Source organism: Enterococcus avium ATCC 14025, assembly GCF_000406965.1.
Lineage (GTDB): Bacteria > Bacillota > Bacilli > Lactobacillales > Enterococcaceae > Enterococcus_A > Enterococcus_A avium.
The window spans coordinates 168,455-192,423 of record NZ_KE136364.1 but is presented as its reverse complement, the minus strand read 5'-3'; the positions used below and the strand labels follow the sequence as shown (position 1 = coordinate 192,423).

Below are 23,969 nucleotides of genomic sequence, written 5' to 3'. Positions count from 1 at the left end.
GTCATATAACAACGGGGTGGGGTAAATGAATGAAAAAGGTGGAGGAAACATTATTCAATAGCTGTCTTAAATACTTCATTATAAAATGTGAACAAGTAAAAAGACATCTATCCCTATTTTCTACACTTCCACTTTACTACCATCTTTGAATCATACAATTTTCTTAACTCTTCTCGTTTACCTCAATTCATTTTCAAGTGGAATCAACTCATCATCTAACATTTTACGCCATGCTCGCTTCATTTCTTGTGTGTATTTAAATGGCTTTGCTTCTGGATGTTTGGCTTTATATCCTTCGTAATCCTTACTGTTGATAATTGCTTTCATATTAGGAATTCGATCTTCACCTGGTAGATATTGCAGATTAGAAGCATGTAATTCTTTCTCAGAAACAAACCACTCATTGGAAAAGGCATGAATCAAATCATCACTTGCTTGTGTAAAATAGCGACGTTTAATGACAAAGATATCTTCATTACTATCTAAAGTCCCCACATCAAATGCATTTAAAATTTGTCGGTAAACTTCTTTGACTCCTTCTGTTTTATTCAATTTAGCCAAAGCTTTTTCAATTTCTTCTCGTGCATCTGAACTATTCGCAGCATAAGTTCCTAGTAATTGATCAATATAAGTAGAATCAATATCATACAACTTAGTGGTATTTTCACTATAAAATTCGATCGTTGAAAAATCTTCTCCCTCTTTTTCTAGTTCTTCCTCCATCAATGAACCCTTCACGGTCTCGTACACGCCAATTTGTTCTTCCAAAAGTTGAATTTGATTGTTCAAAGTTGAAGATTGCACCATGTCATCATTGTAATCATCATAAGTCACTAACGATTCATACGCACGATTCAATTCTTGAAATGCTTTGACGTACTCGATACGGATTTCAAGTGGCGTATGTTCATCAATGGATTCCATGGATGAAACCTCTTTTAACTTACCATATGCTTGCTTGAATCTTTTTTTGGATTCTTGGTAACTTGGATAAATCAAACCCGATTCTTCTTTAGCTTCTGAATACAGTTTTGTCGCATCCTCGACATTCTTCTCCATTGTCGCTGGCTTTCGGAAAGTAACAATTAGTCCTTTTGTTTTTTCAGGATACGTACGGTTCGTACGTGAAAAGGCTTGGATCAATCCTGCATACTCTAGATTACGATCCACAAATAGGGTTTGAATCGTAGGGGCGTCAAAACCTGTCAATAGACGATCCACTACTATCACTAAATCGATTTGTTTCCCAAATTGTTTGAATTCCGCTCTTTTTCGTGCCAAACGATTATTGATGTCTCCGTTATAACGCTCAATGTCTGCTAATGACCAGGCAGTATCATAATACTGATTATATTCCTCAATAATTTTTTGCATTTCTTCTTGTTGGACACTTGAATCTCGGCTGTTTTCTTCTAATGAATAGGTAATAGCGATTCGTGGAAAATCAGGATCCTCCATCGTTCGTCCTTCACGAATGGGCTGATTGGGAAACTCTTTTGTTAACCAGTCAGGTTCTTTCGTCATCTCTTTGATGGCCCGATAATACTTTTTGGCCATGTCAATGGAACTCGTGGTTAAGATCGCAGACTTCGTTGGACGGCCATTTCGAAAATCAAATTTTGTATAGGCATTGTCTGGACGGAACATTTTATGAATGACTTTTTGGATATGTTCCTCTGCTTCAAAAACAGTAGGGTCCAAATAACTTTCTTTTTTGACAGACTCCATTTGATCGATCATACGATTGATCTGTTCCGGTGAATACTCTGCATATGTTTCTACTTCTTTTAATTTCCGATAGATTTTATTCTCTAATGAAGTCGGCTCCACGGTGTTTTCATGCTCTACTTGAAATCCTAAAACAGAGCCATCTTCTAGCGCATTCTTGATGGTATAGGTGTGCAAGACTTCCCCATACTGATCATGGGTCGTACGTGCCAATTGCCCTTTGGCTTGTTTCCGATTCTCAGGGAAAATCGGTGTACCTGTAAAGCCAAACCAAGTGGATTTCGGAAACATTTTTTTGATTTCTTCCATATTTTCAGCACTTAACGCTCGATGACACTCATCGACTACAAACACGATATGTTGCCCCATTAATTTTTGGAAGCGATTGGTTCCTTTTTTCTCTTCTTGTTTCTTTGCATATTTCAATGCGGCATCCAGCTTTTGACGGGTTGTAATGATCACAACATTCGCATTGGCATCTGCCAATAAGGTTTCACTTAATTCTTTGGCACTTCCTGTTCCCACGATCAAGCTATTCGCTTTGGCGTTACCAGAAGAAATCCCAGTATTAAACTCCGAAGCAAATTTCGTAAACTCTGTGGTGGTTTGATTATCTAAATCTTTGCGGTCCACTAACATGATCGTCCGATCGATCCCCGATTTTCGTGCTAAAAGCTTAGTAGATACAAAACTAGTCAACGTCTTTCCTGAACCAGTCGCATGCCACACATACCCTGATTGATGTTTATTTGCAGCAATAAACAAGGCTTGAATCGCATGCACTTGATAAGGATGTAACACCATGAGGGTTTTATTGTCTTGATCTTCACTGACGATTGTATAATCCGCAATCAAACGATGAGCATCTGGGATATTTAACACTTGTTTACAAAACTCATATAAGTTTTCTACCTTTTTATTGTCTTTCGTTCGCCAACTAAATAAAAACTTAGGATGCAAATCCTTCGGTAAGGAATTTGCAAAATACCGAGTCGTTTGTTCATTGGAAACCACAAACAACTGTAAGGTCGAAAAGATATTGTTCCGAAACATACCTTCTTCTGCATACTTTTTGATTTGATTAAAGGCCTGATAAACGCCATCTTTTGCGGTTACTTGTTTCAACTCGATTTGGACAATCGGTAATCCATTGATCAATAAGGTGACATCAAAACGTCGATCCCGTTCTTCTATGTTACTTCCACGTTTTGCAATTTGATGGACCACTTCATAAGTAGAGATTCCTCCACCAATGTCTTGATTGGAATAAAGGATAAGTGAGACAGAACCTAATTGCGAATCTTCCCGTTCAATCGTGATCCGAGCCATCCCATTTTCACCTTTTAACCATTTCGCAGCATCAAAGGGGGTTTTCGTTCGCAACAATAATTCCGTTTTGATCGTTTCAAATTCTTTATCGGTCAAAGGAGAATCATTCAGTTCTGCTTGATTATTTGAGATGATTTTTTGACGTAAATTAGCCCAAAGATCTTCTTCTGATTTTAAATCTGGACGATACGCCCACTGATTATGCCCTTCTCCAAGTACACGAATCAACTGTTCTTCGACTTCCGCTTCCTCACGGTGACTAATTTTCATTTTTCTTCCCTCCTAGACAAACATCTTTTGTAAGAAGCCTTTTTTCGTTTCTTTTAGTAAATCCAACTTACGTTGATGAAGAGCGATCGTATCATCTAGCTGCTTGAAGAAGGCACCAATTTTTTGTTGTTCTTCTCCGGTTGGAATAGTAATTAAAGCTTCTCTAATATCATTTGAGTTAATACTTTCAAATGTTGATCCTGTACTGAATCGATTCCAGTAGCCAGACTCTTTCATTTCCCCAAGTTGTTGGAAAATGAAATCATTTCCTTTAATTGCTGCAACTCCACGTCCTAGAACTACATCATAATCAGTTTTTCCGATGTCTCCAACTGGAGCTCGAACACTTAAAATAAGGTCACCTTTTTCTGCTTGTTTTGTAATTTGCGTAGTCCAAACTCTTGGTACAACTCTATTGTTTTTCATATCAGCATTTCCTTGAACCAAAATATAGTCCTCTGGATTCTCTGTATAATTTTCCGAATTTGGAGATTGCCCCATGGTAATTTGAACGATTTCTCCCAACTTCCGCTGTTCCCAATCTTCCGTAAAACCAGAAAACCGAATTTCTGGCACTTTTGCTCCGTTTTTAGGGAACATTTTTTGTGAGAATCCTTTTTTCGTTTCCTTCAGCAAATCTAACTTACGTTGATGAAGGGTGATGGTTTCATCTAGCTTGTCGAAGAATGCCCCGATTTGTTTTTGTTCGGATTCACTAGGAACTAACAGCGATTCCTTTTCAAGGTCTGGAATGACCAACTCATTCATCATTGTTCCATTTTTGGTTGAGCGGACTAAAAGATGCCGCATGATTGGCTCGTAATGAATGTATTGTTTCCAGAATGAGATTGGTCGCTCTGATGTAGGTCGTAACGTTGTAAATCGTGGCGACATAATCCCATCCCCAATGTCGTTCAGCACAAATCTTCCGAAAGCAAATTGCTTACTTGTATGGCCTTCATAGGCAATATCTCCAACGCGGAGAACCTTGTAAGTTGCTAAGGATGATTCTGCTGCCCCATTACCTTCTTCTTTGAAATGCATTGTAGCAATGGATATTGTCCTAGAAGCATCGAATTCGGAATTTTTGTTTTTTTCGAGGTTCTTTTCAAATAGCAGACCAAACTTACGCTGTTCCCAATCATCCGTAAATCCAGGAAACCGAATTTCTGGTTGCGTATCATTGCTCATGTTTGAACACCTCCAACGCACCTTGTAACCACGCTTCATTTTCAGGTGTTGTTTGCAGGGAAGAGATAGCTTCTAAAAGTTCTTTTTCTAGCACTTGCTGTTCTTGTCGTATCTTCTTGATGTCATTTCCGACATGAACCATATCAATTGGTTCTTCTTCTTCGAAAGTATCTACATAGCGTGGGATATTTAAGTTATAGTCATTTTCTTTGATTTCATCAAAGGTTGCCAAATGAGCGTATTTCTCGACATCTTTTCTTTCAGCGTAGGTTTCGAGGATTTTTTGAATGTTTTCTTCCGATAGTTTATTTTGATTTTTCCCTTTAACAAATTCACGACTAGCATCAATGAATAATACATCTCGAGTTTGACGATTCTTCTTCAACACAATCACCGTCGTTGGAATCGATGTACCAAAGAACAAGTTCGCAGGCATACCGATCACAGCATAAATACTGCCGTCTTCTAATAATTTTTGACGAATGACCCCTTCTGCAGCGCCACGGAATAAAACTCCGTGTGGTAAGACGATGGCCATGGTACCTGTTTCCTTCAAATGATAGAACCCATGAAGAAGAAACGCAAAATCTGCTTTGGATTTTGGCGCTAATTTCCCATAACGATTAAACCGAGAATCATCTAAAAAGGTCGTATCTGCTGACCAATTAGCCGAATAAGGTGGGTTCATTACTACTGCATCAAATGTGTAAGGTTCATCTGTTGGCCAGTCCTTATTCAACGTATCCCCATTGCGGAGATTCATTTCTTCGGCGTCGACACCATGTAAAATCAAGTTCATTTTTGCTAGATTGTATGTCGTTGTATTTAGTTCTTGCCCATGATATTTAACGTTATCTGGGTGTGTTAAGTAGTTACGTACGTTTAACATCAATGAACCTGAACCCATCGTTGGATCAAAAACACTAAAGAATCGTCGTTCCTTTTGATCGAGCGTTACGATTTGCGCCATCATATCAGAAACCATATGAGGTGTGTAAAATTCTCCGGCTTTCTTCCCTGCTTCTGAAGCAAATTGACTGATCAGAAACTCATACGCATCCCCGATCACGTCCCCATCGTGTTCTAAAACATCTACATCATTCAATTTCTTGATGACTTCGGTAATCGTCACATTTCGTTGTTGCTCATCTGTTCCTAGTTTTTTTGATTGGAGATCCACATCATCAAATAACCCATTAAATTGATTGTAGGTAGATGCCAATTGCACAAAGGCTTTGTTTAGATCGTTCAATTGGAACGTTGCTTGTTTTGCTTGATCCGCTAAGACGTTGAAAAGATACTCTGGTGCAATTGCATATCCCAAAATATCAACGATTGTGGCAATCAGATCTTCTTTTGATTCTTCATCTGAAAGTAATTCACGATACAACATTGTTTGTTTGCTTACTGTGTCATATTCCTCTAAGGATTCATCTGCTAAAAGAACCACTTGTTCCAACAATCGATCGGATAAATATTTATAGAAAATCAGTCCCAATAAATAATTTTTATATTCTGACGCATCCATTTTACTACGGAGATTATCTGCCGCACTAAATAATTTTTGATTTAATTCTGCACCCAAAAAGATACACTCCTATCTCTTATTTAAAGTTGCTATATACCCTCTTATTTTAGCATACCCCCTTTTATAAAAAGCAAAAAAAAAAAAGAAAGAAACTTATTCTTGCTAATAAACTACGCGAAAGGAGTCTAACGTTGTTTGATATAACTTAGACTGATCGTTAACTTATTTTTTATATTTCTACATAGTTATCTTTAGAACCATTTCAGATACATATGAAACAATTACATATGATTTTTTCATAAAAAAACAGTACTGTCTAGTAGTATAAAATATACAAATTTCTTAAAAATTTTTTCACTAAAATCACTACCTGAAACAGTCTAAAACACTTATATATCAACGTTTAATGAAACTATCTCCGTTTCATTTCAGATACAAATAAATATAGTCGGGCTCCAAATCCGAAAAAAAATACCCCCAGTAGCTTATCCTAAGCTACTGGAGATGTATAAGTACGGTCATATAACAACGGGGTAGGGTAAATAAATGAAAAAGATGGAAGAATCATTATTCAATAACTTTTTTAAATACTTCGTTGTAATCAGTTACCTGTCCGTTCTTAAATACCACAGAATAATCTTTTTTCCCATTTTCAAGTAACCGAAGTGGAATGTCTTTACCAACTTGCTCTGTCACTGCATTACTGATACCTGTTAGATTAGCTAATAAATCTGATAAAGATTGAGCATCTGTAGAAATCTCTGTATCAGTATTTATCGTGATTCCTTTATCTTCATTTACAAGCTTCCAAGTAGGTGGTATAGCTGTGTATGTTTCGATGAATGAATCAATTCTTTCATCTATCGTCTTCCCAGTATCTACTTCTGTCTCATTACTCTTAGATGAATCGATTCTTTCATCCATCGTCTGCTCCGTAACTGCTTCTGTCTCATTATTCTCACCGGAAACTCTCTTCACACCCAAACTTATATATTGTCCATCTTTAGTGTGCATAGTTAAAATTCCCACGCTTTTACTAATAAATTCACTATAACCAGTTCTTTCAATAGAGACTTCAATGTATTTCACACTATCATACTCAAAAGAAAAATAGACATGTAAAAGCATTTTGTTGTTTACATCTACATAATAATCCTTTGACTCTACTTGAGACCTTCCTATACGGAATACAGCTTTACTGTCTGATATCTCTATACCAGCATCCTTATTATTAATCTGCCAATCTCCAAGTAGCTCTTCTGGCAAGCTAGTAGTTTCTTGTGAACACTTTACCACTTCACTGGTAGAGGTCGAAACATTCACCTCCGCACTGTTAGAAGAATTTTCCAAGGAATCAGGAGCCTTAGCACAACCAACAAGTCTTTATATATTGTGCAGCCGATATTTTCTTCATTCAGTACACCCTTGAAATATGCAGTGTTAGATAAAGCAGTTCGTCCTGATTTGCTGAGGCACCCATCTCTTCTTGAACGTACTCCTTGATTTTCAAGGCCGCCCGATACTCTTTCGGAAAACGCTGCTTCACTGAAGCCAGCAAAAAATCATCCTTCTCCGGCAACTCTTCCTTCTTAATCATTCGGGCAATAAAAAACTGTAAATGCGTCACAAATCTTAAGTAAAGCATCGAATCTTTATCAACCTTTTTTTCGGGAAACAGATATCCTAGCATAGCCAAGATATCCTTTAGTGCTCTTACCGAGAGCATGGTTTCTTCCATATTTGCTTGTTCACTTTGGGCATTTACAATGTGAAACGCAATGTTTCCAGCCTCCTCTTCTGGCAACTGAACATTCATTTTTTTGTTGATCAATTGGATAGCATAGCAGCCGATCTCAAATTCTTTTGGGTAATACTTTTGAATTTCAATCAGCAGGCGATTTTGAAAAACAATGCCTTTTTGACTGCGTTCAATGGCATGCTTCAAGTGATCAACCAAGGTAAAAAATAGACTTTTATTCAGCTTAAAGTCAAACTTGGCGTTGGCATAATCGATAATTCGCTTGACGCAAATAATTAGATCATCCGGAGCAGCCTCAAACAGTTTAATGTAATCCTTTTTTAGAGCATCAGAAAGTGAATCTAATTTAAATACTTTTTGGATTTTGTCAGCCGGAACCAAATCGCCTTTCTTTAGTTGAAATCCAATCCCTTTCCCCATCAAAATTACTTCTTTGCCTTGCTTATCTAAGCAAAGAATTAAACTGTTGTTTAACGTTTTAATTACTCTCATTAGATTCACCGTTCTCTCTAAGCTAAGCCATTTCTTGCGATTACTTTTTGATACCAAAAGAAGCTTTCTTTTTTTATTCGTTTTAATTCTTTAAGATTCTCATCGGTTCGGTCAACATATATAAAACCATAACGCTTATTGAAGCCTTGATGGGTACTAACAACATCAATCGCTGACCAAGGTAAATAACCAAAAACATCTACACCATCTGTTAAAGCTGCTTGAATAGCCAGAATATGTCTGGCTAGATAATCAATTCGATCCTGGTCATTAATTCGTCTATCTTCCTCAACTATGTCGGGTGCCCCATAGCCATTTTCAGTAATTAAAATAGGTAAATCATAGCGATCGTACAATTTCCTCAATGTTAATCGTAGTCCAGTAGGGTCAACTACCCAGCCATATGGCGTTTTATCTACATAAGGATTTTCAGCTGCCCGGTAGACACCTTCTTCTCCCAACATGATCTGTTGATCCCCCGCTCTAGCGGAAACATCTGATCCGTCATTTTTGCTGGCAGCGATGGTGGCAGTTGAATAATAATTAATCGCAATAAAATCGGGTTTACCGGAGGATAAAATTGCCTGATCCTCTGCCTCAATTTTAGGATATAATCCACGATCATTCAAATAGTTTTCAAACAAATAATTGTATTTTCCCCGAACTGCTACATCTAAGAAAGACCAGCCTCTCAATGTTTCCCAATTATGGGCTGCAATTGCATCTTCTGGACTGGAGGTAGCTTGATACATAGCCGTTAAATTGATTGCTGGACCGATTTTTCCTTTAAGATTCAACTGATGATACAAGTGAATTACTCTAGCTTGAGCTAATAAAACATGGTGATTAATTTGAAAGAGTTCTTTTTTTGAAGGCAGCTCTCCACTTGGTGGCAAACCAATCGCTCCAGGATGAAGGATCATCGTGTTTTGCTCATTAATTGTCAGCCAATAGTTCACCTTGTCACCATACTCAGTAAGCAATACCTGTACATAGTCCACAAAATAATCGATAGTTGCTCGATTTAACCAACCGCCCTGCTCCTCTAGAAAATAAGGTAAATCGAAATGGTACATGGTGACAATCGGTTCGATTCCCTGATTCAGGCATTCATCAATTACTTGATGATAAAAAGAAATTCCCTTTTGATTGGTTTTATTATTTTCAATATCCATAATTCGCGTCCAAGCGATGGAAAAGCGAAAAGCTTTTAAGCCTAATTCTTTAAACAGCTGTATATCTTCTTTATAGTGATGGTAAAAATCCGAGGCAACTTCAAAATTAGCTACCCCTTCTGTATGCTGATACTTGTCAATAATAGACGGTTGTTTCCCATCCTCCTGATAGGCACCCTCTGCCTGGTAGGCACTAATGGAGGCACCCCATAAAAACTTCTCTGGAAATGCTGAAAGCTGTTTGTATTGCACAAAAATCCTCTCCTTAACTAATTTGCATCAATGGTTCGTGTTCCTTTAAGCTTCCGCTTGCTTCACTAATTCCTGCGTAATTTTCACTGTTGGTCACTACCACAATCACTGTATCATCGTAGCCAGCGTTTCTAATGGCAGCGAAATCGGCGTTGATTAATAATTGTCCTGCTGACACCTGATCTCCTGCTTTTACAAATACTTCAAAGGGTTCCCCTTTTAAATTCACGGTGTCGATCCCCACATGGATCAATAATTCAATACCTTCTTTAGAACGTAGACCAATCGCATGTTTAGATTCTAAAATAGTAATGACTTCTCCCTCAACAGGTGAATAAATGCTGTTTTCTTCTGGATGAATGGCTACGCCCTTTCCCAATAGTCCCTTAGAAAAGACAGCATCGTTCACTTCAGAAATAGGACACACGGTTCCTTTTACCGGATTTTCAACAATGACTGCTTCGGCTATTGCCGTTTGCTCTGATTCATCAGAAGTATCGTCAAATCCAATTAGATAAGCAATGATAAAGGTTGCAACAAAGGCGATTACACACGTAATAATTGCGTGAACAATATTCATTGGATTTTCTCCAATAAAGGCTGGTAAGGCTGCTAAGCCAGGGGAAACAAAGGCATATCTGACTAAACCGCTCAAGCCAGCATACAAACCAGCAATTGCACCACCAATCATGGAAGCAACTAATGGTTTTTTCAGCTTCAAGGTTACTCCATAGAGTGAAGGCTCAGTAATTCCCATTAAAGCAGTGATCCCAGTGGACACAGCTAGCTGCTTCAACTCTTTGTTTTTAGTTTTCGCGGCTACAGCAAAGGTAGCACCTGATTGAGCAATATTAGAAGCCAGCATTCCTGGCCCATTGATCATTTCAGAACCCGTACTGCTCAATTGCATAGTAGCGATTGGCGTCATTGCCCAAGCTGTACCCGTAACCACCAAAAATGGCTGCAAACCACCCATCAAAAATGGAATTAACCAAGCTGCTTTGCCGTTAATCCATTCAGCCCCCATTGCTATAAGATCGTTCAGCAACGTTCCAAACGGTCCAATGACAACCAACGCTAAAGGCCCCATAATTAAAAATACCAGCATCGGCTTAGTAAAGAATTTAATAAACGAAGGCGAAATTCGATCCGCAAAGGGCTCTACATAGGACATGATCCAAACAGTAAAGATAATCGGTAAAACTGATCCCGCATAATCTGCAGCTAATACCGGAATTCCTAGAAAAGAAACGGCATCGCCAGTAGAAAAAAGCTGTGAAATATTTGGATGAAGCAAAATGCCAGCAACAGTAATCGCCAAAATTGGGTTGACATCAAACTTTATGGCTGCCCCATAGGCTAATAGTACTGGCATAAAATAAAAGGCTGCATCAGCAATAGTATTCAAAATGATGTAAGTTTGACTACTGTCTGATAGTACACCAGTCAAAGTCAAGACGGCCAAAATGGCTTTTACCATCCCGGCACCTGTTATAGCTGGAATCATCGGTGTAAAGGTGGTAGAAATGACACTAATCAATCTTGAAATAATACTTTCTTGATTGTCTGAAGAGGGGCCCTTTTTAATTGAAGTTCCCACTTCCTTTTGAATTTCCTTGAAGGCTGTTTGGACTTCATTGCCAATCACCACTTGGTATTGTCCACCGCTATCCACCACACTAATTACACCAAGTGTTTTTTCTAAGGCTTTCGTATCGGCTTTCCTTTTATCTTTGAGTTCAAAACGCAGTCTGGTGGCACAATGGGTTAAGCTGACCACATTTTCTTTTCCCCCAACCTGTTGCAATACATTTCTTCCTACTTCTCTGTAATCCATTATTCTCTCTCCTTAAAGCAGTAAAAAAGACCAAGTCAAACCACGCCCCAATCAACATTGAAGTGTTAGTTTGTCTTGGTCTTGCCTGCATAATCAGTAACATGCCAATAACGTTATTTTGCTGTAATCCAATAATAGCACATTATGATAGCGCAATCAACAGGGAATTTAATTTTTTATCTTTTCGTTTGACCGTATAGGGTAATATAACAGTTAGATCACATCAACTAGGGTATATCTGCGTATACTTACTGCTAAAATAAGTATATCTAATATTAACTATACCAGTAAAACCATTCCTACATAACCAGCGGGAAATTCCCAAAATCGTGAAAGCATCAAAAATGCATATAACGGATCACACAACTTCAACAATTCTGCTCTTGGGAAAAATTGATGAATTTGGTGAGTAAAGGATGGAATAAACAGCATTCCAACAATATAGGCAACAATAGTGATACTTGTTTTTTTGGTAAAAATCAGTAAGCAATAGCCAATTTCAATCATTCCGAGATATAAAGGTATCGATAGAATGATTTGGGCTAGTATTCTTAAAAATTAACTAGCAAATGTTTAAACTGATTTATTTCTAATCTACATGTAGTAAGTATTTCAATTCCACCAATTATCAATAAAAATACCAAACATATCCATAATAATTTTTTCTTTTTCATTTCTTTTATATTGTTATAACAGTGAATAACATAAAAATTCCCGACAATCATTGTAATATTTTTTTGTCACCTGTATTAGTATTTAATTTATAGGAAACTATAAAAACTCCCTAGTGAATTTACACCTTTGGGAGTTCCTGTTTGGACGGTATGCATAATACATTTAAATCAATTTAACATTAACACCTCAGCATATGGTATCTCCACATATATACGGTCTTTCTTTGGATAGTACTCAATATTTATGTTGATAGCACTTCCATTGTCTAATATAGCTTTAGCCCGGTATGTGTTATCTCCATTTTCATGAGTAATCGTCACATCATCACATGATCGATTTAAGTTGTACTGTTCTTGTAAAATCTGTGTTACCAATGGTTTTGATGACTTCTCTAATCCAGATGTACCTGTCATTTTTGAAAAAATAATACCTATAATAGCCAAGACAACAATACCTATAATGACAAACTTCTTGTTCATATTTACTTTATTCAACTTTTTATCTCCTATCTCCAAAATAATTTGCTCTTATCCCTCTTATCAGTACATTGACATCCCTAAAAGTACACCAAAGATTGCTCCAGCTACCCCTGCTATCATCAAAATCGTACCCATTTTCTCATCTTTTTCTCGATATAAGTAGCCCATAATAACAGCAACAGCACCAAATACAACAGGAATAAATGCTAACGATACTACCATAGAAATCCAACCAATAATCAAATACAGCTTCCCTGTCTCTTGTCCATGTACGATTTGTTCCTTCATTTCATTAATTGTCTGCTCAGTACTTTTCTTTACTGTGTCTGTTCCGGTTGTCTCATCTGTTTCTTGTAGTGCTCCACAAAACTGGCAATACTTACTTTCATCTGTTATTTCTTTGCCACATTTTCTACAATACATGTCTTCTCCTCCTAAAATCATTCAATTGCTTATTAGTTAACTGTTTACTTTATTAAATACATCAGAAAACAGCTCATTCATTGGTACACTTAATATCTCAGAAAGCATCTTCATTTGATAGGGTTTAGGAATCGTTCTCCCTGTTTGCCACGAACTTACACATTGCTGTGTAACATTCATTTTTTTTGCTAACTCCGTTTGAGAAAGTCCTTTTTCTTTTCTGTATCGGCTGAGATTACTTACTTTTTTCATGATTCTCCCCTCCTGTTTTATTATATACAACAATATGATGTATTTCAACTCATAAAATATAAAAAACTTCAAATACCATTACAAATACAACAACTTGTTGTACTATACTGAGATGGGGGTGTATTAATGAAACAGAAACAATATGCAAAGGTCATTAGAGAAAAGCGAAAAGCTCTCGGGTGGACACAAAAAGAATTAGCTGAAAAAATCTTCTCTACACAACAGGCAGTAGCAAGATGGGAAAATTCTGTAACAGAGCCTAACCTCGATAGCTTAACAGCTCTTTCTAGAGCCCTAGGAACCCCTGTAAGCCATTTTCTAGACAATGTTGTCGTAGATTATGAGGAAGAGTTTTTGGCTCTCTATCGTTCTCTTAGCACTGAAGATGCAGTTCGAACAATTGACTATATGAAGCTATTAAAAAGGCAAGAAAATGAACGCAATCAGCTATTGAAAGATTGAAAAATAAATAACCCACCGAACTTTAACGGTGGGTGTATTGAGATGAAATAAGATTAAGAGCTATGGATAACCTGTCTAGTTTAATACAATTGGGTCTTTTCTCTTCCTTACTCTCCGTCCATCATCTCTTGTTACACTTGTAAATTGATACAGAGGAACTATCCCAGCTCCTGATAATATCAATTCTTTTATTGTTTCATCTATCCCTGCCCCTTTCGCTAAATATATTAAAAAACTACTACTTGCTTTCACATTGTATAGTTTCTTAATATCCTTAGAAGCTCGTTCAAGAGTGAATCCTTGTTTAACAAAGTAGCCTCTGTTTTTTATTAAAGCATTTTTCACGCTGTTATCCCCAACATTACGTAGGCGTTCACAAACAGTGTTAATAAGTTCTTTCTCTGTCATTAGATATGTCCCTTGCCACGATAAGCCCTGTAAAACTTCATGTGCTTCATCTAAAATCAATTGTTTTTCCTTGCTGAGTTCTGATCGGGAATTTTGAGGAAATACTCTTTTAGCCTCTTTTTCGTTAAAACATATCTTAACCCATTCATAAGAAAAATATTGATATGTAAAATGAATTTTTTCCAGAAGTGGAAGGATATCTTCATTCAATTTTTGAATCACAGAAGTTGCATTAAAAACGTCTAATCGATAGACATTGCTTCTCTTATGATTAAAGTTTCCTAACGCTTTCTCTTCCTTTAACCTATTTAGGTATTCGAGCATCTTCAAAGGAACATCTTCATCATCTAATTTTTTTATCAATCCTATAAAAGTCATAAGTGATAGTAACTTATTACATTTATCTATGTCATAAGTTTTACCATAGTAAGAACTCATTTTTTTAGCTAATTGTTCCCCCGACAAAATACAAGTCACACTTTCCTTACTATCATCAAAAAAATTAACATCAGAAAGCAAGACATCATAGACACGTCGCATTTCCTCTAGATAATTCCTTATTGTCCTGAAAAGTTTGTCTTTCATTGATTCAAGAGTGTCAAAAAGTACTTTTGATTCCTCTTTCAATTTTCGAAAATGTGTAGGATACAAGTCTAGGTTCTCTAATAGCCAATTAAATGTTTCTACCCGACTGTCTTTCTTTAAAATTAGCATCACAACTCCAATAAAATTTTCACTGATATCACAATTACTGGAATGACAATAAAAAATGGAATGCCCAGTTTTACTGGTAAAAATACTAGCAGAGGGATTATGATCGTTGTGAAACAGACATCTTAAGTTTTTACTTGACTTAAGTAATTTATTCATATCAATGGTTAACAATCTTTCATAAATCTCATTAAAAGACATGTCGGAGGAATCAAACAGGCAGTCTTTAAACCACTGTTTCATTTCTTCTTTGTCGTCATTTTTTATCAACTTAACAAAATCGGTTTCATTGACTAGTTCATACTCTCTCCCTGAATCACTTTGACAATTTTTAGAACATGTCATGGTAAAATCAATCGGAAGCTCAGTAATATCTAACATGTTGTCTTCATTAATTATTATCACTGCATCTGACTTATATCCTCCAAAAAACATTCTATTCGAAGCATTTACATTGTCATCACACCCGGGGATGTTCTTTTTCAAGTATTCGTAAACAGCAACCATTTTACCATAGTCAGTAATTGCTTCTTTTAATAGAAAGACAATCTTGTATTTTTCTAGATTTTCAGAGTACCGAATACTTTTTTGTATCGCAAACGCAGAATTATGAACTAAATTGATAGATAAAACCTTTTCTATGCTTAAGTATCTACTATCATCTTTACTCAAATCTACTACCTTCCCCTTCTCATCTTTAACAGTGTTATCGACATCCAGAATAATTACTCTGGTTTCCACAAAACTCTCCTTGTCATTGCCTTTATTCTTTGTCTTGCTTGGAATAAATGATTGTGATGAATTTAGTATCTCTACAAACTCATCTCTTGTAACTTCTCTATAGTTATCTAAACACCTATCTCTTACATCAGTTTTTTCTTTTTTTGTAACTGGCTTCTCTAATAATTTTTCTTGATCTACATAAATTGGAATATTAATCATTGATGTTTCCATTTGTGTTTCCTCCTTATAAAATTCTGTTAAAGACTAAAACATACAGATAATAAAAACAAACTCTTTATTACTATATGTTTTAGTCTTATTTGTTTACTCAACCTTTATACCGTTCCATGAAACTATCAATATCAGATTTTTTAAATCTAATGACCGTATCAATTTTTATAACAGGTAACCCGTATTGAGAAACATATTTTCTAATCGTTCCTACTGATACACCTAGATATTCACTTGCCTGCTGATAGTCCATATACTCTAGAGTGACTCCAGAAATAATGTCTTCTAGCATAGGCTTTAGCACTGTAATTATCTCTTTCACTTGTTGTTCAACTTGTATAGAAACAATGCTATCAATGATTTGTAGAGACATATTTCCCCCTCCTTTCGTGATTGCTTGAACAAATTTTCTAAGAATTATCTTCGTATTTTTTGCTCAAAATAAAAGTATTTTGTTATTAACCGATTAATCAAACAAAAAATGATTACCAGTTCATCGACATACACATAATACCTCGATAAAAAAGGGGTGTCAACAGCTTTGTAAAATTTATTTACAACACCCCTTTTTTGAGGTATACTAATTTTAGGAGGTGTGGTCAATATGATAAAACGTCCACCAATAAATTATTTAGAACGAAAAAAGATACTCGGAACAAAAATAAAAGCTATAAGAAAGAGTAAAAAATTAACACAACCAGCATTTGGTCTTATGATTAACAACGGTCAATTAATTGACAAAAAAACTATCTACGAATGGGAGAAGGGAACCTATTTACCAATACCAGAGCGATTATCCCGAATTGCTGATTTGGGAAATATGAGTATAGAGGAGTTAGTTTGTGGCAATGTAGAAGAATATATTTTGGGAATTATTCTTTATAGAGATAGCATTGTACTAGATGGTATAACATTTCCAGATAAAAACCTGTTCCAGCATCTTCGTCAACAGTTCCCACCAGTACACTCTAATTTAGATACATGGCTGGATAGATATTCCAAATTAGAACCAGAGATGCAAGAATTTATTGCTAACAAGACTTGTAATAAAGTTAAAAATGAAAAAATTAGTCTTTTCAATATCTTAAAAATAGAAGAATTATTCATCAATGCTATTGTAGAAGAATTTGACAATAACATTCTTTTCCTCACTAGCAGTATAGAAGAACTACTAGAAAGAATGGTAGATGAATGGCTACCTATTCAATTGAAAGACATGTCTTATCCCGAAGAAGCTGTGAGAGAAATTACTGATAATATAAACAAGCTAGAACAAACGATTTCATCAATTGGGAAAAAATACACTAAGAAAAAAATGAAGGGAGGTGATACCATCTAGTGGTAAGTACTCCTTGTAAACTAAGAGGAGATGATTTAATGGCAAAAATATCAAAGTACAAAAAGAAAAACGGTCAAGTGGCGTGGATGTATAAAGGACACATTGCCACCGATCCACGAACTGGTGAAAAAATAAATACTACGAGAAGAGGTTTTAGTAGCAAACAAGAAGCTCAAAAAGATTATGACGAGTACAGACATCAAATATTATACGGTGTTAAAAAGAAAGCACCTGATATGACATTTGAAGACCTGTATAATGAATGGATAACTCATCAGCGTACCAGTGTTAAAGCTTCAACAATCGCAATCTCAGTAAGATACGCAAATAATCAAATACTTCCAGCATTTGGTAAGCTTAAACTATCGAATATCTCTGTCCCATATTGTCAAAAAGTGGTAGATGAATGGCACAGTAAATATGAAAGTTACGATTATATGAGAAAACAGACTGCACAAATTTTACGCTACGGGGTTGCAATGCAATATATTGACAATAATCCTATGGAAAAAACACTTCTTCCACGAAAAAAAGAGTATGAGAAAAATCGTAAATTTTACTCAAAAGAGGAGCTTAATAATTTACTGGATGCTTTTAAAGATTTTGGTAACATGAAACAATACGCCTTCTTCAGATTATTGGCATACACAGGTATGAGAAAGAGTGAAGTACTCGCTTTACAGTGGAAAGACATAGACACGTTTAATAAAGAACTACATGTCAATAAAACTCTTGCTGTAGATGAATTTGGTAAAGTTATAATTCAATCTCCGAAAACAAGAGCTTCTAGACGAGTTATCTCTTTAGATACTGAGACTCTTTCTATCCTCAACAACTGGAAATTACAGCAAAAAGAAGAGTATTTAAAACTTGGATACAATACTAGCTCTAAAGAGCAACATGTTTTTACAACAGTTAAAAACACTCTATACATTCCAAACACTGTTAATGATTGGTTAAGATATATTTTGAAAAAATATAACTTGCCTCGTATTACACCTCATGGGTTTAGACATACACATGCTAGTTTATTATTAGAAGCAGGAGAATCTGTCAAGGTAGTTCAACAACGATTAGGGCATGAAAATAGTAAAGTGACATTAGACATCTATGCACATATTACAAATAATGCACCTAAGAAAACAGGTCAAGACTTTGCTGATATGATGGCTCATCAGTAAAAGAGCTGGTCAAAATCTGGTCATTTCTAGTATACAGGCAAAACAAAAAAGCTAGAACCCTTATATATCAAGGGTTCTAGCTCCTATAACAGGTTTACCCAACACTGCCTTCCATCTCATACTGAATCAGACGGTTCAACTCCACAGCGTATTCCATTGGTAATTCCTTCGTAAATGGTTCCACAAATCCCATAACGATCATCTCCGTCGCTTCTTGTTCAGAGATCCCGCGACTCATCAGATAATACAATTGTTCTTCAGAGATTTTTGAAACCTTCGCTTCATGCTCCAGAGACACATTTCCATTCAAGATCTCGTTGTACGGGATCGTATCGGAACTTGATTGATCATCCATGATGATCGTATCGCACTCGATATGGCTGAATGAACCTGCACTGTTTCGTCCGAAGCGGACCGTTCCACGGTAGTCTACGGCGCCGCCATCTTTAGCGATGGATTTTGAAACAATCGAGCTGGAGGTGTTTGGTGCATTATGGATCATGCGGGCACCGTTGTCTAGCACGATATTCTTGCCGGCTACAGCGATCGATAGCATCGTACCGCGGGCGCCTTTGCCTTCCATATAGACACTTGGGTATTTCATGGTTACTTTTGAGCCTAAGTTTCCATCGACCCATTCCATTGTCGCGTTTTCTTGGGCTTGTCCACGTTTTGTTTCCAAACTGTAGACGTTGTTTGACCAGTTTTGGATCGTGGTGTAACGGCAGTAGCCGTCTTTTTTAACGAAAACTTCTACGACTGCGGCATGCAGGCTGTCAGAAGAGTACGTTGGTGCGGTACAGCCTTCAACATAATTGATACTTGCGCCTTCGTCCACGATAATCAATGTCCGTTCGAATTGTCCAGTGTTTGCCGAATTGATTCGGAAGTAAGACTGAATCGGAATATCGGTCTTCACACCTTTTGGTACATAGATGAAGGTTCCACCTGACCAAGCTGCTGAGTTTAGTGCAGCTAATTTGTTATCGGATGGTGGTACTAATGTTCCGAAATATTCTTTGAATAATTCAGGGTATTCCTTCAAAGCTGAATCTGTATCCGTGAAGACGATCCCTAATTTGGTGAACTCGTCCTTCATGTTGTGATACACCACTTCTGATTCGTATTGGGCAGAGGCACCAGCTAAATAAGCGCGTTCTGCTTCTGGAATCCCTAGACGTTCAAAGGTCGTTTTGATTTCTTCTGGTACATCATCCCAATCACGTGCAGGTTTGTCGCTGGAACGGATGAAGTAGTTGATTTTATCGTAATCCAGTTCGGATAAATCTGGTCCGTAACCGGGAATCTCTAATTTTCTGAATGTTTCTAAGGATTTCAAGCGGAAATCCAACATCCATTCTGGTTCTCCTTTTGCGCGGGAGATCTCGCGAATGACTTCTTCCGATAGACCTTCACCAGTCGTGAAGACGGGTTCGATATCATCGTGGAAGCCAAATTGATATTCCTCTTGCATTTCAGGTACACTCATGTAGTCCCGCTCCTTATTCGTATTAATGTATTTATTTTCCCTTCAGAAAAATAAGTTTGATTCTCATGCCGTATACCATTCTACTAAATCTGCTAAAGCAGAAAGTAGAACTGGCATCCTCATTCATATTAAAGTATTTATCTTGCTAATCTTTATGATATTGCCCTTCCCGAGCTTTACCTTGTTCATCGGTTAATGCTTTGCCTAAGGCTTTCCATGCTAACGTTGAGCATTTGATGCGGGCTGGGAATTTTGCGACCCCGCTAAGCATCGCTGCGTCTCCCAATGCTTCTTCATCCTTTTCAGGAATCGGATTGCCTTGAACCATTTGGGCAAAAATAACTGCTAAATGTTCTGCTTCTGAGACTGGTTTGCCGATTACTGCGTCCGTCATCATAGAAGCACTAGCGGTTGAAATCGAACAGCCGCTGCCGGAAAATGCGATATCTGTGATCACGTCGTCTTTGACAATTAGTTCTAGCTCGATCACGTCGCCGCAAGTAGGATTGTTCATCTCGATCGTTTTCGTAGAGTCACTTAGCTTTCCACGATGATGAGGATGAGCGGAATGATCCAAGATCACTTGTCGATATAAATTGTCTAATTTATTTAGCGCCATCTTTGAAAAACTCCTTCGTCGCCTGAATTGCTTCGATCAAACGGTCCGCATCTTCTTTCGTATTGTAGAAATAGAAGCTGGCCCGCGCCGTCGCTGGCAGATTCAAATAATTCATTAACGGTTGCGCACAGTGATGACCGGCACGCACCGCGATCCCTTCCATATCTAAAGCAGTCGCTACGTCATGAGGATGGATGCCATCCAGATTAAAAGCGATCACACCGGTATGATGTTTTGGATCTTGAGGTCCATAAGTCGTGATTCCGTCGATCTCATGCAGCTTAGGTAAGACGTAGTCAACCAATTCTTGTTCGTAGCGATGGATATTCTCCATCCCGATCTCGTTCAAGTAATCAACCGCTGCGCCTAAAGCGATGGCACCTGCGATGTTCGGTGTGCCTGCTTCGAATTTCCATGGCAGTTCTTTCCAGGTACTATCAAACAGATTGACGAAATCAATCATCTCGCCGCCAAATTCTACCGGTTCCATCTGTTCTAACCATTGACGTTTGCCATATAATACACCGATTCCCGTTGGTCCGCACATCTTATGCCCGCTAAAAGCAAAGAAATCGGCATCAAGTGCTTGAACATCAACAGCCATATGTGGAGTAGCTTGCGCACCGTCCACGATCATTACCGCGTTATTGGCATGAGCCATTTCCGCTAATTCTTTGATCGGATTAATCACACCCAGCACGTTTGAAACGTAGGCCAATGAAACGATCGCTGTTTTTTCGTTGATGATGTCTTTTGCGGCTGTCATATCAATAAAGCCTTGATCCGTTAATGGCAAATAACGCAGAACTGCACCTGTGCGTTCGACTAATTGCTGCCACGGAATAATATTAGAATGATGCTCCATATAAGAAATGACGATTTCATCGCCTTCTTTAATAAAGGCATCGCCATAACTGCGAGCCAACCAATTCAAGCCGGTGGTCGTTCCACGCGTGAACAAGACTTCTGCTGTTTCCTTCGCATTGATAAAAGCTCGGACTTTTTCGCGACTATTTTCATAATCGGCTGTCGCCCGTTCAGCTAACGTATGCACCCCACGATGAACGTTGGCATTGTCATGTTCATAATAATGGCGCAAAACATCCAAGACTTGCGTCGGCTTTTGTGTAGTTGCCGCATTGTCTAAATAAACAAGTGGTTCGTCATTTACTTCTTGGAAAAGAATCGGAAAATCTTTTCTAATAGTAGAAAAATCCCTCATTATTTACTCAACTTCCCTTCGATCGTATCGATCAGTTGCTCTTGAGTGGCTTTAACTGGAATAGCAGTAATAACAGGTCCTAAGAATCCGCGAATAACCAAACGCTCCGCTGCCGCGCGCTCTAGTCCGCGACTCATTAAATAGAAGAGTTCATCTGGGTCAACCCGACCAACACTGGCCGCGTGTCCGGCCGTGACTTCATTTTCATCAATCAAAAGAATCGGATTGGCGTCGCCGCGAGATTTCTCAGACAGCATCAATACACGACTTTCTTGTTGTGCATCGGCGCCCTTCGCTCCCTTTAAGATATGCCCGATCCCGTTGAAGGTCAAGGTAGATTTATCAAGAATAACGCCGTGTTGTAAAATATGTCCGATCGTATGCGGGGCCTTATTGGTTACACGAGTATCGATCCCTTGAATTTGTTTGCCATCACTGATCGCTACGATCTTCACTTCTGAATGTGAGCCTTCACCCACTAAATCAGAATCAAAGTCCGCGATCACATTGCCGTCATTCATGATACCGATTGCCCAATCGATCATAGAATCGCGCATTAAGTAGCCGCGACGGTTCATATAAGTCGCGATATTCGCTCCCATTGAATCTACCGCTGAGAATTTCACGCGAGCACCTGGTTTCGTGATCACTTCGACCACTACGTTCCCAGAAAGTTTCTTCGCTGTCTCGCCTTGTGATTCAAAACGTTCTAAGTAAGAGAACTCACTATTGTCTTCGGCCACGATCAAGACGTGCTTGAAGAAATGCGCATCGTCATCGCCGTTATGCAGGAAGAGACTTTCGATTGGTTCTTCGATCACCACGTTTTTCGGTACATATAGGAAGATCCCATTGTTCATGAAAGCGGCATGTAACGCCGTCAATGAATTTTCTTCAACGGGTACTGCTTTTTGCATGTAGTATTCTTTGACTAATTCAGGATGCTCTTGCATCGCTGTCACTAAATCCGTGAAGATCACGCCTTGATCCGCAAGCTTTGGTGAGATTTGTTCGAAAACAGTCGTCTCCCCACTTTGCACGATCATTGGATTGTCTTTCATTTGATCAAAGCTTGGAATGGTCCCCGCTGCTTCTTGATGCTCAGGTTTTACATTATAAAGGTTCCAACGAGCGAATTTTACCTTTTCAATCACTGGTAAAGGCAGCTCATCGATTTTTGTTAACGCATTGACCCGTAAATCGGTCATCCATTGAGGTTCGGCCCATTCGGCTGAGAAAGCTTTGACGGCCTCAAGATATTCTATCCATTTTTTCATCTATCTTGCCCTCCTAAACTTCTTCTTTGTAATCGATACCTAATTCAGCAGAGATGCCTGCGTAGCCTTCAGCTTCTAAACGTTTTGCTAATTCTGCATCGCCAGTCAAGACTACTCGGCCATCCATCATAATATGCACCACATCAGGTACGATGTAGTTCAATAGACGTTGGTAGTGGGTAATGATCAACGCGCCAAACTCTTCACCGCGCATTTCATTGATCCCTTTCGCTACGACCTTCAAGGCATCGATATCAAGTCCTGAGTCAATTTCATCTAAAATTGCAAAAGTAGGTTCGATCATCAATAACTGTAAAATCTCGTTACGTTTCTTTTCCCCACCAGAGAAGCCTTCGTTCAAATAGCGTTCCGCCATTTCTTCTGGCATATTCAACAATTCCATTTTTTTATCTAATTTTTTCAAAAATTGCATCACGGAGATTTTTTCATCTTCTTCACGACGAGCGTTGATCGCTGCTCGCATGAACTCAGCATTACTGATTCCCGGGATTTCGCTTGGATATTGCATCGCTAAGAATAACCCTAGACGTGCGCGTTCGTCGACTTCCAAGTCTAAGATATTTTTTCCATCGAAAAGGATTTCGCCTTTCGTCACTTCATAGTTTGGGTTGCCCATGATTGCTGCGGATAAAGTTGACTTACCAGTCCCATTTGGTCCCATGATGGCGTGGATTTCTCCTGTCTTCATCTCAAGGTTTACACCTTTTAAAATTTCTTTATCGTCAATGGCAACGTGCAAGTCTTTGATTTCTAAAACTGACATGAAAGTACCTCCAAAATTTTTTTCTCGTTCTCACATATTTTAGACTAAATGAGAATGGAATACAAACTGATTCACCAATTTTCTTCTAAAAAACTATCCTTTATTTAGAATAATTATAAAAATACTTTTTCTC

Annotated in this window: 20 protein-coding genes; 3 read left to right on the top strand and 17 right to left on the bottom strand. The window is 37.9% G+C overall.

Going from position 1 to position 23,969, the window contains the following annotated elements; all coding sequences use genetic code 11:
* Positions 1-177: 177 nt before the first annotated feature.
* From OMU_RS13765 to OMU_RS13715, 10 genes are all read right to left on the bottom strand, one after another.
* On the bottom strand, positions 178-3,327 hold the full coding sequence (locus OMU_RS13765; protein ID WP_016180490.1) for a type I restriction endonuclease subunit R: 3,150 nt from the start codon (positions 3,325-3,327) through the stop codon (positions 178-180).
* A 12-nt stretch (positions 3,328-3,339) separates the two neighbouring features.
* Positions 3,340-4,518, bottom strand: coding sequence for a restriction endonuclease subunit S (locus tag OMU_RS13760; protein WP_016180489.1), 1,179 nt, complete (start codon positions 4,516-4,518; stop codon positions 3,340-3,342).
* Complete coding sequence (locus OMU_RS13755; RefSeq protein WP_002333998.1) at positions 4,508-6,103, bottom strand: type I restriction-modification system subunit M; 1,596 nt, start codon at positions 6,101-6,103, stop codon at positions 4,508-4,510. The genes OMU_RS13760 and OMU_RS13755 overlap by 11 nt, the downstream gene beginning before the upstream one ends.
* Before the next feature lie 510 nt (positions 6,104-6,613).
* The gene (locus OMU_RS13750; RefSeq protein ID WP_002317770.1) at positions 6,614-7,396 is read right to left on the bottom strand and encodes a hypothetical protein; all 783 of its coding nucleotides are present in this window, start codon (positions 7,394-7,396) and stop codon (positions 6,614-6,616) included.
* Positions 7,397-7,460: 64 nt separating this feature from the next.
* Positions 7,461-8,297 (bottom strand): PRD domain-containing protein, encoded by an 837-nt coding sequence (locus OMU_RS13745; RefSeq protein ID WP_002298387.1) that lies wholly within the window; start codon positions 8,295-8,297, stop codon positions 7,461-7,463.
* A gap of 17 nt (positions 8,298-8,314) precedes the next feature.
* Positions 8,315-9,724 carry a glycoside hydrolase family 1 protein gene (locus tag OMU_RS13740; protein WP_016180488.1) on the bottom strand — a complete coding sequence of 470 codons (1,410 nt, stop codon included), beginning with the start codon at positions 9,722-9,724 and terminating at the stop codon, positions 8,315-8,317.
* 13 nt (positions 9,725-9,737) lie between these two features.
* On the bottom strand, positions 9,738-11,561 hold the full coding sequence (locus tag OMU_RS13735) for a beta-glucoside-specific PTS transporter subunit IIABC (RefSeq protein WP_002298390.1): 1,824 nt from the start codon (positions 11,559-11,561) through the stop codon (positions 9,738-9,740).
* An 842-nt stretch (positions 11,562-12,403) separates the two neighbouring features.
* Complete coding sequence (locus tag OMU_RS13725; protein WP_002298394.1) at positions 12,404-12,730, bottom strand: hypothetical protein; 327 nt, start codon at positions 12,728-12,730, stop codon at positions 12,404-12,406.
* A gap of 45 nt (positions 12,731-12,775) precedes the next feature.
* On the bottom strand, positions 12,776-13,138 hold the full coding sequence (locus OMU_RS13720; RefSeq protein WP_002298396.1) for a zinc ribbon domain-containing protein: 363 nt from the start codon (positions 13,136-13,138) through the stop codon (positions 12,776-12,778).
* 36 nt (positions 13,139-13,174) lie between these two features.
* Entirely contained in the window at positions 13,175-13,390 is a 216-nt protein-coding gene (locus tag OMU_RS13715; RefSeq protein WP_002298398.1) for a helix-turn-helix transcriptional regulator, read from the bottom strand.
* Between the two features lie 126 nt (positions 13,391-13,516).
* Between OMU_RS13715 and OMU_RS13710 the strand changes: the two genes are divergently transcribed.
* Complete coding sequence (locus OMU_RS13710) at positions 13,517-13,852, top strand: helix-turn-helix domain-containing protein (protein ID WP_002301912.1); 336 nt, start codon at positions 13,517-13,519, stop codon at positions 13,850-13,852.
* A gap of 75 nt (positions 13,853-13,927) precedes the next feature.
* On the opposite strand, the gene OMU_RS13705 is transcribed toward OMU_RS13710, so the two are convergent.
* Together OMU_RS13705 and OMU_RS13700 are read right to left on the bottom strand one after the other, a co-directional pair.
* The gene (locus OMU_RS13705) at positions 13,928-15,925 is read right to left on the bottom strand and encodes a hypothetical protein (protein WP_002298401.1); all 1,998 of its coding nucleotides are present in this window, start codon (positions 15,923-15,925) and stop codon (positions 13,928-13,930) included.
* Between the two features lie 97 nt (positions 15,926-16,022).
* Positions 16,023-16,298 (bottom strand): helix-turn-helix domain-containing protein, encoded by a 276-nt coding sequence (locus tag OMU_RS13700; RefSeq protein ID WP_002287723.1) that lies wholly within the window; start codon positions 16,296-16,298, stop codon positions 16,023-16,025.
* A 231-nt stretch (positions 16,299-16,529) separates the two neighbouring features.
* Here OMU_RS13700 and OMU_RS13695 point away from each other — a divergent pair, with 231 nt between their 5' ends.
* Positions 16,530-17,264 carry a helix-turn-helix transcriptional regulator gene (locus tag OMU_RS13695; protein ID WP_002287709.1) on the top strand — a complete coding sequence of 245 codons (735 nt, stop codon included), beginning with the start codon at positions 16,530-16,532 and terminating at the stop codon, positions 17,262-17,264.
* Between the two features lie 38 nt (positions 17,265-17,302).
* Positions 17,303-18,445: a tyrosine-type recombinase/integrase gene (locus tag OMU_RS13690; protein WP_002287705.1), complete on the top strand. Its 1,143-nt coding sequence runs from the start codon at positions 17,303-17,305 to the stop codon at positions 18,443-18,445.
* 94 nt (positions 18,446-18,539) lie between these two features.
* Here OMU_RS13690 and sufB read toward each other — a convergent pair whose 3' ends face one another.
* The 5 genes from sufB to sufC all read right to left on the bottom strand — a co-directional run bounded on the left by sufB (position 18,540) and on the right by sufC (position 23,836).
* Positions 18,540-19,934, bottom strand: coding sequence for a Fe-S cluster assembly protein SufB (sufB, locus tag OMU_RS13685; RefSeq protein WP_016180487.1), 1,395 nt, complete (start codon positions 19,932-19,934; stop codon positions 18,540-18,542).
* A 145-nt stretch (positions 19,935-20,079) separates the two neighbouring features.
* Positions 20,080-20,553, bottom strand: coding sequence for a Fe-S cluster assembly sulfur transfer protein SufU (gene sufU / locus OMU_RS13680; RefSeq protein WP_016180486.1), 474 nt, complete (start codon positions 20,551-20,553; stop codon positions 20,080-20,082).
* Positions 20,540-21,775 (bottom strand): cysteine desulfurase, encoded by a 1,236-nt coding sequence (locus tag OMU_RS13675; protein ID WP_016180485.1) that lies wholly within the window; start codon positions 21,773-21,775, stop codon positions 20,540-20,542. The genes sufU and OMU_RS13675 overlap by 14 nt, the downstream gene beginning before the upstream one ends.
* Positions 21,775-23,052 (bottom strand): Fe-S cluster assembly protein SufD, encoded by a 1,278-nt coding sequence (gene sufD / locus OMU_RS13670; protein WP_016180484.1) that lies wholly within the window; start codon positions 23,050-23,052, stop codon positions 21,775-21,777. The genes OMU_RS13675 and sufD overlap by 1 nt, the downstream gene beginning before the upstream one ends.
* A 13-nt stretch (positions 23,053-23,065) precedes the next feature.
* On the bottom strand, positions 23,066-23,836 hold the full coding sequence (sufC, locus tag OMU_RS13665) for a Fe-S cluster assembly ATPase SufC (RefSeq protein ID WP_016180483.1): 771 nt from the start codon (positions 23,834-23,836) through the stop codon (positions 23,066-23,068).
* Between the last annotated feature and the right edge of the window lie 133 nt (positions 23,837-23,969).